General features: G+C 67.4%; 12 protein-coding genes. 4 read left to right on the forward strand and 8 right to left on the reverse strand.

Features of this window, described 5'->3' with window-relative positions; genetic code table 11:
- Positions 1-30 precede the first annotated feature (30 nt).
- Complete coding sequence (locus CQ040_RS02185) at positions 31-891, reverse strand: CAP domain-containing protein (RefSeq protein ID WP_219844664.1); 861 nt, start codon at positions 889-891, stop codon at positions 31-33.
- A 183-nt stretch (positions 892-1,074) separates the two neighbouring features.
- On the opposite strand from CQ040_RS02185, the gene CQ040_RS02190 reads away from it, so the two are divergent.
- Entirely contained in the window at positions 1,075-1,359 is a 285-nt protein-coding gene (locus CQ040_RS02190) for a hypothetical protein (protein WP_105525659.1), read from the forward strand.
- Positions 1,360-1,374: 15 nt separating this feature from the next.
- Here the strand turns inward: CQ040_RS02190 and CQ040_RS02195 are convergent, their stop codons facing one another.
- Positions 1,375-2,613 carry an NAD(P)/FAD-dependent oxidoreductase gene (locus CQ040_RS02195; RefSeq protein WP_105525328.1) on the reverse strand — a complete coding sequence of 413 codons (1,239 nt, stop codon included), beginning with the start codon at positions 2,611-2,613 and terminating at the stop codon, positions 1,375-1,377.
- Between the two features lie 254 nt (positions 2,614-2,867).
- Here CQ040_RS02195 and CQ040_RS02200 point away from each other — a divergent pair, with 254 nt between their 5' ends.
- Positions 2,868-3,791, forward strand: a complete 924-nt coding sequence (locus tag CQ040_RS02200; protein ID WP_258131189.1) for a formate/nitrite transporter family protein — start codon at positions 2,868-2,870, stop codon at positions 3,789-3,791.
- A gap of 89 nt (positions 3,792-3,880) precedes the next feature.
- Here the strand turns inward: CQ040_RS02200 and CQ040_RS02205 are convergent, their stop codons facing one another.
- The 5 genes from CQ040_RS02205 to nirB are packed head-to-tail and all read right to left on the reverse strand — an operon-like array spanning position 3,881 to position 9,798.
- Positions 3,881-4,555 (reverse strand): sirohydrochlorin chelatase, encoded by a 675-nt coding sequence (locus CQ040_RS02205; protein WP_105525327.1) that lies wholly within the window; start codon positions 4,553-4,555, stop codon positions 3,881-3,883.
- Entirely contained in the window at positions 4,552-5,682 is a 1,131-nt protein-coding gene (locus tag CQ040_RS02210) for a uroporphyrinogen-III synthase (protein ID WP_105525326.1), read from the reverse strand. The genes CQ040_RS02205 and CQ040_RS02210 overlap by 4 nt, the downstream gene beginning before the upstream one ends.
- Positions 5,679-6,914: a uroporphyrinogen-III C-methyltransferase gene (gene cobA / locus CQ040_RS02215; protein ID WP_105525325.1), complete on the reverse strand. Its 1,236-nt coding sequence runs from the start codon at positions 6,912-6,914 to the stop codon at positions 5,679-5,681. Before cobA ends, CQ040_RS02210 begins: the two co-directional genes overlap by 4 nt.
- Positions 6,911-7,273, reverse strand: coding sequence for a nitrite reductase small subunit NirD (gene nirD / locus CQ040_RS02220; protein WP_105525324.1), 363 nt, complete (start codon positions 7,271-7,273; stop codon positions 6,911-6,913). The genes cobA and nirD overlap by 4 nt, the downstream gene beginning before the upstream one ends.
- Positions 7,270-9,798 carry a nitrite reductase large subunit NirB gene (nirB, locus tag CQ040_RS02225; protein WP_258131217.1) on the reverse strand — a complete coding sequence of 843 codons (2,529 nt, stop codon included), beginning with the start codon at positions 9,796-9,798 and terminating at the stop codon, positions 7,270-7,272. The genes nirD and nirB overlap by 4 nt, the downstream gene beginning before the upstream one ends.
- Positions 9,799-10,062: 264 nt before the next feature.
- Here nirB and CQ040_RS02230 point away from each other — a divergent pair, with 264 nt between their 5' ends.
- Both CQ040_RS02230 and CQ040_RS02235 read left to right on the forward strand, forming a co-directional pair.
- Positions 10,063-11,415 carry a DUF349 domain-containing protein gene (locus tag CQ040_RS02230; RefSeq protein WP_181156676.1) on the forward strand — a complete coding sequence of 451 codons (1,353 nt, stop codon included), beginning with the start codon at positions 10,063-10,065 and terminating at the stop codon, positions 11,413-11,415.
- Between the two features lie 64 nt (positions 11,416-11,479).
- Entirely contained in the window at positions 11,480-12,031 is a 552-nt protein-coding gene (locus CQ040_RS02235) for a type IV toxin-antitoxin system AbiEi family antitoxin (RefSeq protein WP_105525322.1), read from the forward strand.
- Here CQ040_RS02235 and CQ040_RS02240 read toward each other — a convergent pair.
- A complete protein-coding gene (locus CQ040_RS02240) occupies positions 12,018-14,270 on the reverse strand; it encodes a bifunctional (p)ppGpp synthetase/guanosine-3',5'-bis(diphosphate) 3'-pyrophosphohydrolase (RefSeq protein WP_105525321.1) in 2,253 nt (750 codons plus the stop codon). The two genes, CQ040_RS02235 and CQ040_RS02240, sit on opposite strands and share 14 nt — an antisense overlap.
- Positions 14,271-14,277: the final 7 nt, after the last annotated feature.

A 14,277-nucleotide genomic window follows, 5' to 3' on the forward strand; every position in this document is an offset into this window, starting at 1 on the left:
CAAGGCTACTCGGGGCGGGCGACATCCCTGTCACCGGAAGAGGTCGGCGAACTCGAGCTGTCGGGACTGCCCGGTGGTGCCGATCGAGATCTGTGCACCTGGCGCGGATGAGACCATGCGTGCCTGCCAGCCGATGTTCGAGACATGCCCTCGTCCGGACACCCTGTTGTCCGGGCTCCAGACCCGGAGCGCCTCCATGCGGAGTCCGCGACCGGTCGTACCCACCGTGGCCTCGGTCCCTGAACCCTGCGTGCACACGGGTGTCATCCACCCGATGTTCTGGACGTGCGCCTGGAGGCAGATGATCTTTCCCGCCTGCTGTCGCACGGCCAGCGCTTCGAGGCCCAGGCCCTGACCGGTGGTACCGCCGCCTGTGATCCATCCCCGTTGGGCGACGTGGCTCCGCACCGAAGCATCCTGGGGCAGCACGGTCGGAGTCGGCGTCGAGACCGGATACTTCGCGAACACCTGCGTGGCGTACCCGTTGACGTAGCCGATGCCGATCGTCGTGTAGTCACCGAGGATGTTCGCCCGGTGCCCCGGCGAGTTCATCCACCCGCCGACGACATCCGCGGGCGAGTACCCGGACGCGACGTTCTCCGCGGCTCTGCTCCATCCGCCCGGGATCTGGTTCGAGTACTGCGGGTTGTGATACATCCGGCCTTCACGCGATTGGGTCGCCGACCAGTTCTGCGCGACCGTGGTCACGGCGCCGTCCAACACGAGCGGAGCAAGCCCGTTCGCGGCTCGTGCGGCGTTCGTGTCTGCCAGGATGCGTGCGATGTCGTTGTTCGGTGGCGGGATCTCGGCCGCCTGCGTCGTCGGGACGACGCCCAGCGCGACGATGGCGCTGATGGCGAGGGCGGCGACGACGTTCCTGGTCCACTGCATGGGAATGCTCCTGTTTCGGACGGAGGCGGTCAATTGCCACCAAAGTAACCGGTCGGCACCGGTATGGCGACCCTGCCTGGTGGACCAAGCCCTGCAGAAGGCCATCGCTTCAGCGCGAAGTCGTGACGACGGTAGGCTCTGACGCGACGTCGAATGGCGACGCAGTGAGGGGAACCAGGGCAGATGGTGGCACGCGGGTCCAAGAACGCACAGCAGCGAGCGCAGGCGGAACGTGCTCGCATCCATGCGGCCCGCACCAGCTGGCACGACGGGCAGATCCGTCGCCGCGTGCGCGACAACACGATCGGCGTCATCGTCGGCGTCGTCATCGTCGCCGCTGCCATCGCCAGCCAGGTCGTGCACGCCCAGGTGGCGGCCCCTGAGCCCACGCCGTCCCCGACGATCGCTCCGAGCGAGACACCGGCCCCCTCTGAGACCCCCGTCCCGAGCGAGACGCCCGCCGGATAGCAGCCTCGGCGCGGATCAGCCACGCACCGGCAGCACGTACGACGAGGGCTCGCCGAGGAGCCGCGCCCCGACCAGCGGTCGCAGCGCGCCGTATGCGGATGCATCGCCTACCAGGATCCCGCCGAGCAGCGTGTGAGCGTCCTCCGCCAGGACGAGCTTCTTGTAGACCCCGGCGATCGGATCCGCGTACAGCACGTCGACCGCATCCGGCGTGCTGGCGAGTGCGTCGCCGAAGCTGACCACCTCGACGCCGGCCAGCGTGACCGCAGCCGATTCGTCGTATCCGGAGAACGAGACATCGCCGCCGAGCATCCTGGCGACCGCCACATCGGCCATCTCGTGCGCGGCCGTGGTGAGCCCGACGCAGCGCCCGTCGTAGCTGGCGACCTCGCCGATCGCCAGCACACTCGGGTCCGAGGTGCGGCACCCGTCGTCGATCACGATGCCACCGAACGGATGCACGTCGATCCCGGCGTTGCGGGCGAGTTCGTCGCGCGCCTGCATCCCGACTGTGAAGATCACCACGTCGACGCGTTGGAACGACCCGTCTTGGTACTCGATCGCGGTCACCGCTCCGGATTCGTCCGGATCGATCCTGGTCGCTCGCGTGCCGGTGCGCACAGTGATGCCGCGCGCCTGCAGATGCCGCTTCACGATGCTGCCAGCAGTTCCGTCGAGCTGCGCGGCCATGAGTCGATCCGCGTACTGGATGACGGTCGCATCGACCTCCATGGCCTGCAGCGCTCCCGCCGCCTCGAGACCGAGCACCCCGCCACCGATCACGACCCCGCGCAGATCGCGACCGAGCTCGGCCCCGCGCACCTGGACGAACTCGCGGAGCTCTTCGATGTCGTCGAGCGTGCGATATGCGAAGCATCCCGGCAGCGAGGAGCCCTCGATCGCGACCCGGGCCGCATAGGCGCCGGTGGCCAGCACCAAGGTGTCGTAGCGATGGATCCGTCTGGATCGGGTCAGCACGGTCCGCGCCCGGCGGTCGATCCGGAGTACCCGGTCGTCGACGATCAGCTCGAGCCGCTCGTCGTCGAAGAGCGAGGCACCGAAGGACAGATCTTCCTCAGCCACCCCGAGGAACAGCTCGCTGAGCCGAGAGCGGTCGTAGGGCTGTCGCCCCTCGTCGCCGATCATCGTCACCCGCACCGGTTCGGACACACGTTCCAAGAGCTGCTCGGCGAACCGCCGCGCCGCCATCCCCGCACCGACGATCAGGATCTCGGTGGCGGTCGAGTGGTTCATCCGTGTGGCTCCTGTCGGCGGCGATGGTCCCGCACCGAAGACGCTATGCGTGGCATGTTTCTCGGATGTCACAGGTCGTGTGTCCCCCGTGAACGATCGCATCACGGATAGGTAACGGCGCAACCTCACACCGCACGGAACCAGAAGTGAGCGGTTCGCTCCACAGATGTAACCTCGCGCGTCCTCTCCGGAAACGCCCCTCGTCCATGCTCGAGGCAGCCGAGCATCCGTGCTCCTGTCCCCGTGGAGGTCCTGTGTCCTACATCAAGCCCGCCGAGCTCGCCACGCGCATGGTCGACGCCGGCGCGTACAAGCTTCAACTGTCCACCCGCGACACCCTCATCCGCGCCTTCATGGGCGCTGCTCTCCTCACGATCGCCGCGGCGTTCGCCGTCACTGTCTCGACCCAGACCGGCCAGCCGCTCCTGGGCGCCGTGCTCTTCCCCGTCGGTTTCGTGATGCTGTATCTCCTGGGGTACGACCTGCTGACGGGTGTTTTCACGCTCGGACCGCTCGCCGTGCTCGACCGCCGACCCGGAGCCTCGTTCAGAGCCCTGATGCGCAACTGGGGACTCGTCTTCCTCGGCAACTTCGGCGGAGCCTTCCTGGTGGCGATCCTGATGGCCGTGTACTTCACGTACGGGTTCTCGACCGCGCCCAGCGCCGTGGGCGAGGCGATCAGCGAGATCGGCCACGGGAGGACAGTCGGGTACGCCGATCACGGAGCCGCCGGCATGCTGACGCTGTTCATCCGTGGCGTTCTGTGCAATTGGATGGTCTCCACCGGCGTAGTGCTGGCAATGGTGTCGGACAGCACGATCGGAAAGATCGTGGCCATGTGGCTTCCCATCATGCTGTTCTTCTACATGGGCTTCGAGCACTCGATCGTCAACATGTTCCTGTTCCCGTCGGGTCTGCTGATGGGCGCTGACTTCACCGTGTGGGACTACATCGTCTGGAACGAGCTGCCCACAGTAGTGGGAAACCTCGTCGGCGGTCTGCTCTTCGTCGGTCTGCCGATCTATTTCACCCATGGTCGTCCGAAGGCCCGGCGTGTCCGCGCTGTCCGCGCGGCCGGACGGGGGGCGCACCCCGTGGACGTCGCTGCCGACGCTGAGGATGTGCAGGTGCGAGACCGCGACCAGACCGCATCCGAGCGCGAGCCCTCACACGTCTGATCACGAGTAGCTGAAGGGGCGGATGCGGGAGCATCCGCCCCTTCAGCTGCCCGGGGTCTCTCGACGATGCGGAATGCGCGAGATGCGGTTCAGGCGGAGCGGAAGCGCTCGACGATGACCTGGGCGATGCGGGGATCCGCGCCGAGAGGGGCGGCGACCAGATCGGCGCCAGCCCGCTCCACCAGCCCGGCGAAGTACCCGGGCGCGAGGACATGGCTCGCGGCGATCACCCTGGTGGCGCCGTCCCGGCGCGCCGCACTCACGGCGTCGGCTATACGAGGATCGATCGCCGAGGCATATCCGATCGTCACCGGTGCGGGGATCAATGCGCGCAGGTGCGCGGCTGCAGCCTCGACATCGGCCACGGCGGCAGGATTGCTGGACCCTGCTGCGGCGAGCACGACATGGTCGCCGGGCAGCCAGTCATGCACAACCGCTCGCAGGCGGGTGTGCAGCACATCGGCGATCAGCGGATGGGTGCCCAGCGGCTCTGCCTGCCGGGCGTTGTCGTAGGGGTGCACCGCACGTGCGATGTCGACCGCGGTGTGGAATCCGACGGAGAGCAGCAGCGGTACGACGACGACGACGTCGTCGGCACGTTCGCGATCGACGATCTCGCCCACCTCGGGTTCCTGAACGTCGACGAAAGCCTGGACGATCCGCGTGCCCGGAATCTGCAACCGGACGAGATCGACGATGTCCGCGACCGCACGACGGCCGTCAGGGGAATCGGTGCCATGGGAGCAGGCGACGAGCGTCGTCATCGGGGTTCCCCCACAGTCAATCGGTAGCCGCGCTTGACGATCGTCTGGATCGCCCCGGCCCCACCCAGCGCCTCCCGCAACCGGGCGACGGCCATCTCCACGGCATGTGCGCTCTCCCCGCCGCGGGGCAGCGCGAGGCCGAGTTCCTCGCGCGAGAGCACGCGGCCGGCGGCGTCGAAGAGTTCACTGAGGATGCTGGCCCCGGCGCGGGAGAGCGGCACAAAAGCCTCGTCGATGAAGACCCCGCCGCTGCGCATCTCCATCGTGCCGAGAGCCGTTCGCAGTCGAGGAGCCGCACCGGAGGCATAGTGGTCGACGACGCAACGCACCAGCGAGCCGAGACGACCGCGCGCCGCGAGGGTCGTCTGCAGTTGCGCGTCCTCCAGCGGCGCTGCTGTGATCGGTCCCACCGCTGCGAGTAGCAGGCGTCCGGATGCGGCACGGCGTCGAATCGCATCGAGGGCATCTGCCCTGGCCGCGGCTCTAACCCACTCGGCAGCTCCGGGCGCCGAGGTGAAGAGCACCGCGTCCACCTCACCCGCGCCCGCCTGCACGACGGAGCGCTGCACGATCTGGGGGTCGGGCGGCGGACCCCATCGATACACCGTGAGGCTCACCACGTCCGCTCCGAGACCCGACAGCAGCGTGTCGAGCCCGTCGGCACCTGCGCCATGATGCTGGATCGCGATACGGCGTCCCGCGACCCGCTCTGTGGCGAGGTACTCCCCCACTTCTGCGGAGGTCTCGGACTCGGCAACCCAGTCGGCCGTGAAACCCGCCTGCTGGATCGCGCCGTGCGCTTTGGGACCTCGCGCGACGAACTGCGTCTTCGCAAGCGCACTCGAGAGCGCCTCGGCGAGGTCATTCTCGTGCGCCGCATCGATCCAGCCACGAAAACCCACCCCTGTCGTCACGATCAGCACGTCGGGAGGATCCGCGATGAGATCCCGGGTGCGGGCGATTAGGATGTCGTCGTCCTCGTTGGGGATGATGCTCAGTGCCGGGGCCCGGTAGGCCTGGCCTCCACGGCGTTCGAGCGCGGAGACGAGATCGCCCGCGCGGCGGTCCGCGGCCACGACGATCGTGCATCCGGTGAGGATGGGGGTGAGCGGAGCACGGATCGTCACGCCAGGACAGCCCCGATCGTGTCGTCGGCTGGCAGCAGAAGCCGCGCGCTCGCAACCTCGCCGATCACGATGACCGCCGGGTTGCGGAGACTGATCGCACGCGCGTCGGCGACCGCGTGCCCGAGAGTCGTGCGAGTGGTGCGTTGCTGCGGCGTGTGGCCACTCTCGACGAACGCCATCGGTCGCCCCGCCGGCACACCACGCGCGAGAGCCGCAGCAACCAGGCGGTCGAGACCGGCGACGCCCATCAGCACGACCGTCGTCACCGTGGCGTCCGCCAGTGCTGCCAGTGTGCCGTCACCGAGAGTGCCCTGGCCGTTCACGACGTGGAACGCGGCGGCCGTACCCCGGTGGGTCACCGGGATTCCCGCAGACTGTGGAACGGCGATCGCACTCGAGATGCCCGGGGTGACATCGACCGGGATCCCCGCGGCCAGGCACGCCTGCATCTCCTCACCGCCGCGGCCGAACACGAATGGATCGCCACCCTTGAGGCGGACGACGCGCCGCCCCTCGGTGGCGCGGGCGACGATGATCCGGTTGATCTCCTCCTGCGGAACGGGGTGCCGCCCTGGGTGCTTCCCCACGTCGATCACCTCGACGTCCGGATCGAGTCCGCGGACGATCTCGGCCGATGGTCCCAGCCGATCGGTGACGATCACGTCCGCCTCCGAGAGGAGCCGGCGAGCACGCACCGTCATGAGGTCAGCGGGGCCGGGGCCGCCGCCGACGAGGTCTACGCGCCCGCTGCGGGCCGCGCGTCGACGGCGAAGAGGCAGTCGTCCCTCACCCACGAGATCGACGATCGCGTCACGCACCGCGACGGACCTGCGGGGGTCCGCGCCGACCGTGCTCGTGACCGCCACTGTTACATCTCCGACCTCCGCTTGCGCGGTTAGCCTGGCCGATCCGTGTACGCCGTCCGAGGCATTGACGCAGAGGATCCGCTTCCGCTCGCACCGCGCGGCGACCTCCCGGTCCACTCGCGGATCGCCGGTGGCAGCGTGGACGAGCCAGGCACCGGCGAGATCCGCGCCGCGAAAGCGCCGTGACCGCCAGACCAGTCCATGATCCTCGACGAGCCGCGCCATCTCACCGTGCAGTACGGGAGCGACGATCCGCGCCCGTGCCCCCTCGGCCAGGAAACGCCGCAAACGCTTCGCCGCGACCGCACCGCCGCCGACCAACAGCACATCGCGTCCGTCCAGGTCGACCCCGAGCATCACGGTCATCGGATCTCCTCGATGTTCAGTTCCACCTGACCGTCGACGACGGCCACTCTCCACACCCGCAACGTCGCGGAATCCTTGCCCTGCGTGTCGATGCACGACCCGGTGCGGAGGTCGAACACCTGCTTGTGCATCGGGGAGGCCAGCGTCGGGATGTCCCCCCGAGTGCCGACGATCCCGCGCGACATCACGTGCGCGCCGCTGTAGGGGTCGAGGTTCGACACGGCGTGCACGCTGCCGTCGGCGAGCAGGAAGAGCGCGATCTGGACAGTACCGAAGAGCGCCGCCCTGCCCCGTTCGACCTCGAGATCGCTCACGGCGCACACGCGCACCCGGTCCGCGGTGTGGGTGGTGAGCGTCATCGTCGTACCTCCAGGGTCGTGCCGGCGATGAGGACCGATTCCCCCGCGCGCTCCTCGACCGTGGCAGGGCGCACCTGACCTCTTTCGGCCACATAGGCCAGCGAAGGGTCCGGGGTGTCGGTCGCGTTCAGGAACGACTCGAACCGACGCAGCTTCACCGGATCTCGCAGGGTCGCCGCCCACTCGTCCTCGTAGCGGTCCACATGCGCGCTCATGGCTGCATCGAGGTCGTCGCAGATTCCGAGGGAGTCGTCGAAGATCACCTCGCGAAGCCCCTCCAGTCCCCCGTCGAGCTCAGTGCACCACCCCGCAGTGCGCTGCAGGCGGTCGGCCGTGCGGATGTAGTACATGAAGAAGCGGTCGATCGCGCGGATGAGACCTTCATCGTCGAGGTCGGAGACCAACAGCTCCGCATGCCGCGGAGAGAAGCCGCCGTTGCCGCCGACGTACATGTTCCACCCGTTCTCGGTAGCGATCACGCCGACATCCTTGGACCGCGCCTCGGCGCATTCCCTCGCGCACCCCGACACACCCACCTTGAGCTTGTGGGGTGAACGCAGCCCGCGGTAGCGCAACTCGAGCCGCACCGCCATTCCGACAGCATCCAGGACCCCGTACCGACACCAGGTGGAGCCGACACACGACTTGACCGTGCGCAGTGCTTTGCCGTAGGCCTGCCCCGACTCGAAGCCGGCGTCGACCAACCGCTGCCAGATCTGCGGAAGCTGCTCAAGACGGGCGCCGAACATGTCGATCCGCTGGCCGCCGGTGATCTTCGTGTACAGACCGTATGTCTCGGCGATGTGGCCGATGGCGATGAGCCCGGCCGGGGTCACCTCACCGCCGGGCATCCGCGGGACGACCGAGTAGGTACCGTCCTTCTGCATGTTGGCCATCACATGATCGTTGGTGTCCTGCAGCGCGGCGTTCTCTCCGTCAAGCACATGAGCGCCGACGAGGACGGCGAGGATGCTGGCGAGTGCGGGCTTGCAAATGTCGCAGCCTCGTCCGCTGCCGAAGCGCGAGATGATCGAGCTGAACGTCGAGAGCTCGGAGACCCGCACCGCGTCGAAGAGCTGCCGCCGTGACATCGCGAAGTGCTCGCACAGGGCGTCGGACGTCGTCTGTCCGAGCTTGGTCAGCTCCTGGCCGACGAGCTTCTTGACGCTGAACATGCACGATCCGCACGTCGCACCCGCTCTGGTACAGGCTTTGACCGCGGCGGCATCCGCACAGCCCTCAGTGTGCACAGCAGCGCGGATGCGTCCGGCCGTCACGTTCGAACAGGAGCAAACGACCGCATCGTCCGGCAGTTCGCTGTCCGGGAGCGACATACCGCCTGCCGGCAACAGATACGCGGCCGGATCCGCACCCAGCGGCGCCCCCACGAGCGGACGGAGTGATCCGTACGCCGACGCATCGCCCACGAGGATTCCGCCGAGCAGCGTCTTGGCGTCATCCGAAAGGACGAGCTTCTTGTAAACGCCGTTCACGGGGTCCGTATACACCACATCCAACGCGTTCGGGGTCGCGGCCATCGCGTCACCGAAGCTCGCGACATCGACACCTGAGAGCTTGAGCTTGGCTGCGTCGTCGTAACCAGGGAAGGTCGCGTCACCACCTAGCAGGCGAGTCGCTGCGACCTCGGCCATCGCATACCCGGGGGCCACCAGCCCGACCGACCGGCCGTCGAAGCTGGCGACCTCGCCGATCGCAAGGATGTTCTCGTCCGCGGTGCGGCATCGCGAATCGATGAGCACTCCGCCCGACGGATGCACTGCGAGCTGAGCGAGACGAGCGAGCGAGTCTTGCGGGCGCACGCCCACTGTGAAGATCACGAGGTCCGTCGAGCGCATGCTGCCGTCCTGGAACTGCAAAGCCGCCACCGCCCCGGAGGCGTCAGGATCAAGCCGGGTGGTGCGCGCTCCGGTGTGCACGGCGATGCCCTTTGCCTCGATCAGACGGCGCAGGATGGCCCCGCCGGCCTGATCGAGCTGGGCGGACATGAGGCGATCGGACGACTGCACCACCGAGCACTGCACATCGAGCCCCTGTAGCGCGCCAGCGGCCTCGAGTCCCAGCAGCCCGCCGCCGATGACCGTTCCGCGAAGGGGACGGCCGAGCGCGACGGTCCGCAGGGCGACGTAGGAGCGGATGGCGGCGACATCGTCGAGTGTGCGATAGACGAAGCATCCCGGAAGGTCTGCGCCGTCGACGGCCGGTCGCATCGCGAAGGAGCCCGTCGCGAGGACCAGCGTTCCGTAGGTGTGTTCCGATCCAGAGCGCGTGCGAACCGAGCGCCGGGAACGGTCGATTCCGGTGACGCGATCATCGCCGATGAAACGCACGCCATGGTCCTGGAGCACACGTTCATCCAGCGTGAGGTCGTCGGTGCTCATCCCCGTGAAGTACGAGGTCAGGCCCACACGGTCGTAGGGCGCTCGCCCCTCCTCGCCGATGACCGTGACGGTCGGACCGCCTTGCCCACCCCGTCGAAGGCTTTCGACGAAACGGTGCGCGACCATCCCGGCGCCCACCACTACGACATCCGACGATGTGCTCTCCCGAACCACCACGAGCTCTCCTCTGTTCGTGTACTCGACGATATGGACGCGGTGTTTCGTGAAGCGCCCGCTCGGTGTTACACCGATCGAACGTTCTGCTCACAACTGGGTAACGGTGATGTGAGATCACATGCAGGGGGCCAGTCCGGCACGGAAGCGCGGCGCGTACTAGGCTGAGCACCGTCCCTTCCGCCTCCCGCGGCCCGACCGCGCAAGGAGAATCACGTGTCTGCCACCGAGCCTTCGAAGCCGACTCCACCCGTTCCTGCACCGCCTGCCAAGCCGATGCCACGCAAAACGCCGATCCCGGCCAGCGTCGCACCGATCACGACCGCACCGGTCTCTTCATCGACATCGGCCGAATGGGGTCGAGTCTCCGAAGACGGCACCGTCGAGGTCAAGGAAGGCGACGCCTGGCGCGTCGTCGGCCAATACCCTGACGGCACGCCTGACGAGGCACTCGCCTACTTCGTGCGCAAGTACGACGACATCGCTTTCAAGGTGCACGCGCTCGAGCAGCGCCACCAGGCCGGCGGAGCGGCGGCCAGCGACCTCGTCAAGCAGGCCGGTCACGTGCTGGCCGAAGCCACGGATGCCGCCGCCGTCGGTGACCTGGCGGGACTGCGCGACCGACTCACGGCTCTCACGTCGTCGCTGTCCGAGGCGACGGAGCAGGAAGCTCAGCAGGCCAAGGAACTCGTCGATCAGGCGATCGCCGAGCGCACCGCCCTTGTCGAACGAGCTGAGGCGATCGCTGCACGCGACCTGAGCAAGGTCCAGTGGAAGCAGGTCACTGCCGAACTCGGTGAGCTGTTCGACACCTGGCAGGCCCAGCAGCAGAGCGGTCCGCGCCTGTCGAAGGGCGTCTCGCAGCAGCTCTGGAAGCGATTCCGCGATGCACGTGCCGTCGTCGACAAGCAGCGCCGCGCGTTCTACTCCGAGCTCGACGACGTGCACAAGGCCGCTCGCGACGCGAAGACCCGCCTGGTCGAGCGTGCCGAGGCCCTCGCGCCGCGCGGCACAGACGGAATCCCCGCCTACCGGAACCTCCTCGACGAGTGGAAGGCATCCGGACGGGCCGGCCGTAAGGCCGACGATGCTCTCTGGGCACGCTTCAAGGCTGCCGGTGACGCGCTCTACGCGGCGCGTGCGGAGCAGTCCGCCGCCGAGGAAGCCGAGTCAGCGCCGAAGATCGAGGCCCGCGAGGCACTCCTCGAAGAGGCGAAGGCCGTCGCGGACGAGTCGAACATCAAGCGCGCTCGCGCCCTTCTCACGCGCATCCAGCGTCAGTGGGACGAGCTCGGCCGTGTCTTCCCCCGGGAGAAGGAGCGCGCGCTCGACGACAAGCTCCGTGCGATCGAGCAGGGTCTCAAGGGCCGCGAAGACGTGGACTGGAAGAAGAACAACCCCGAGACCAAGGCGCGCGCGAACGACATGAGCTCGCAGCTGCTCGAGGCCATCGAGAAGCTCGAGGCCGAGGTCGCCGCTGCAGAGAAGTCGGGCGACAAGAAGGCCGCCAAGGCCGCGACCGACGCCCTCGAGGCTCGCCGCGCCTGGCTGAACGCCCTCGGCAGCTGATCGGTTCTCCACAGGTAATCCGCGACTGCTGAAGACGCGGGGTGCACTGCGCCAGACTGGCGTGATGCACCCCGCGTTTCTGTATGTCCCCGGCGAGCGGTTGAGTCAACCGGAGCTGAGTGCGGCGCGCATCGACGGGCATGTGGTCGAGGTGGGCGACGCGTATGTCCCCGCCGACCTGGTGGAAAGTCCCGATGTCAGGGCCAGCACTATCGCATCGCTCATACAGCCGGGTACCGCCGCATCAGGCCCGACCGCCGCCTGGATCCACGGCGCAGGCGATGCCCCGCCTGCAGTGCATCATGTGAAGCGCTGCGTCGAACGACGGATCCGCCCGGTAACCAGCTCGCGACTGGTCTTCCATGACACGGTGCTGCCGGCTGACGACCTCGAGATGATCGGCGGAGTCCCGGTGTCGATGCCGGTGCGGACGATGCTCGACCTCGCCACGACGTTGCATCGCGATCCTCGTGTGCTGACGTGGATGCACCGTCTCGCCATCGTCTTCCCCGATGCACCTGAGGCCGCGGGTGCCGTGTTGCGCGGCATGCGACGCGTCCCCGGAAGTCGCGCCGGATTGGCCGTGCTGGAGAGGCTCGAGTTTAGGACGAGGTGACGCGGTACACGTCGTAGACGGCATCGATGCGTCGCACGGCATTGAGGACACGGTCCAGATGAACGGCGTCTCCCATCTCGAACACGAACCTGCTGAGCGCCAGTCGCTCATCGGTCGTGGTGACCGTCGCCGAGAGGATGTTGACGTGGTGCTCGCTCAGCACTCGCGTGACGTCGGAGAGCAGTCCTGAGCGGTCGAGTGCCTCGACCTGGATCTGCACGCGGAACACGCTCTTCGTCGTCGGCGCCCAGGATACTTCGACGAACCGGTCCTGCTCGGCGCTCAAGGCCTTGACGTTCACGCAGTCCGAGCGGTGAACCGAGACGCCGCTACCGCGCGTCACGAATCCGACGATCTGGTCTCCGGGGACGGGAGTGCAGCACTTCGCGAGCTTCACCAGGATGTCGTTCGCGCCGCGCACGAGCACCCCGGAGTCGCCGGAGCGGGGTTCGCGCGTCGAGACGGTGCCGGGAAGATCGATGGCACCAGTCGTCGGATCGTTCGCGGCGACCAGAGCGGTGACCTTCTCCAACACCGACTGCGTGGAGACGTGCCCCTCGCCGACGGCGGCATAGAGCGCGGAGACGTCTTCGAAGTGCATCCCCCTCGCCACCTCGGTGAACGAGTCATGACTCATCAAGCGCTGCAGCGGCAGGTTCTGTCGACGCATCGCGCGGGCGATGGCCTCCTTGCCCTGCTCGATCGCCTCTTCGCGCCGCTCCTTCGTGAACCATCCACGGATCTTGTTGCGGGCTCGAGTGCTGGCCACGAAACCGAGCCAGTCCTGGCTGGGACCGGCATCGGGATTCTTCGAGGTGAATACCTCGACCACATCACCGCTCTTGAGTTCCGACTCCAGTGGCACGAGTCGACCGTTGACCTTGGCGCCCATCGTGCGATGGCCGATCTCGGTGTGCACGGCATAGGCGAAGTCCACCGGAGTGGCGCCGGACGGGAGTCCGATCACGCGCCCCTTCGGCGTGAAGACGTAGACCTCTTTCGCGCCGATCTCGAAGCGGAGCGACTCGAGGAACTCACCCGGGTCGGCAGTCTCTGCCTGCCAGTCGGAGATGTGCGCGAGCCAGGCCATGTCGGTATCGGAGGCGCGCACCTCGGTCTTGCTGCCGCCGTTCATCCGCTCTTTGTACATCCAGTGCGCGGCGACGCCGTACTCGGCCTGCTGGTGCATCTCGTGCGTGCGGATCTGGATCTCGACCGTGCGACCGGCCGGACCGATCACGGTCGTGTGCAGCGACTGGTAGAGGTTGAACTTCGGGGTTGCGATGTAGTCCTTGAACCGACCGGGCAACGGAGTCCAACGCGCATGGATCGCGCCGAGGACCGCATAGCAGTCACGCACAGAGGCCACGATGACCCGAATGCCGATCAGGTCGTAGATGTCGTCGAACTCGCGGCCCCGGACCACCATCTTCTGATAGACCGAGTAGAGCTGCTTCGGACGACCCACGACCTTGCCGCGGATGCGGAGATCACGAAGATCTTCGTCGATCTCCTCGACGACCTGGTTCAGGTACTTCTCACGCTGCGGGGTGCGCTGCGCGATGAGGCTGTGGATCTCGTTGTAGATCTTCGGGTGCAGCACCGCGAACGAGAGGTCTTCGAGCTCGGACTTGATCGCCTGGATACCGAGGCGGTTCGCCAGCGGCGCGTAGATCTCCAGGGTCTCCTTGGCCTTCTTGGCCGCCTTCTCGGGCGGCACGAAGCCCCAGGTACGCGCGTTGTGGAGACGGTCGGCGAGCTTGATCAACAGCACCCGGATGTCTTTCGACATCGCGACGATCATCTTGCGGACGGTCTCGGCCTGGGCGCTCTCGCCGTATTTGACCTTGTCGAGCTTGGTGACGCCGTCAACGAGCATCGCGACCTCGTCACCGAACTCGGCGGTGAGGTCGGTCAGGGCATAGCCGGTGTCCTCGACCGTGTCGTGCAGCAGTGCCGCTGCGATCGCGCGTGGTCCGAGGCCGAGCTCGGCCAGGATCTGGGCGACCGCGAGCGGGTGCGTGATGTACGGCTCGCCGCTCTGTCGCTTCTGACCCTCGTGCTTCTCCTTGGCGACCGCATAGGCCCTCTCGATGACCGAGAAATCGCCCTTGGGGTGATTCGCACGCACGGTGCGGATCAGGTTGTCGAGGTCGTTGATCCGGGACGCGCGGGAGAAGATGCGAGGAACCAGCCGTCGCAGACTGGAACCCTGCGATGACGTCTGCGGTTCCGCCATCAACTCA

This window comes from Microbacterium sp. MYb54 (genome assembly GCF_002979515.1).
Lineage (GTDB): Bacteria > Actinomycetota > Actinomycetes > Actinomycetales > Microbacteriaceae > Microbacterium.

What these genes read in the sequence shown, in the direction of transcription:
- cobA (WP_105525325.1), bottom strand. Translation starts at nt 6,914, where the DNA reads ATGACCGTGATGCTCGGGGTCGACCTGGACGGACGCGATGTGCTGTTG.
- CQ040_RS02205 (WP_105525327.1), bottom strand. Translation starts at nt 4,555, where the DNA reads ATGACGACGCTCGTCGCCTGCTCCCATGGCACCGATTCCCCTGACGGC.
- nirD (WP_105525324.1), bottom strand. Translation starts at nt 7,273, where the DNA reads ATGACGCTCACCACCCACACCGCGGACCGGGTGCGCGTGTGCGCCGTG.
- CQ040_RS02240 (WP_105525321.1), bottom strand. Translation starts at nt 14,270, where the DNA reads ATGGCGGAACCGCAGACGTCATCGCAGGGTTCCAGTCTGCGACGGCTG.
- CQ040_RS02235 (WP_105525322.1), top strand. Translation starts at nt 11,480, where the DNA reads ATGCACCCCGCGTTTCTGTATGTCCCCGGCGAGCGGTTGAGTCAACCG.
- CQ040_RS02195 (WP_105525328.1), bottom strand. Translation starts at nt 2,613, where the DNA reads ATGAACCACTCGACCGCCACCGAGATCCTGATCGTCGGTGCGGGGATG.
- CQ040_RS02185 (WP_219844664.1), bottom strand. Translation starts at nt 891, where the DNA reads ATGCAGTGGACCAGGAACGTCGTCGCCGCCCTCGCCATCAGCGCCATC.
- CQ040_RS02190 (WP_105525659.1), top strand. Translation starts at nt 1,075, where the DNA reads ATGGTGGCACGCGGGTCCAAGAACGCACAGCAGCGAGCGCAGGCGGAA.
- nirB (WP_258131217.1), bottom strand. Translation starts at nt 9,798, where the DNA reads ATGGTCGCGCACCGTTTCGTCGAAAGCCTTCGACGGGGTGGGCAAGGC.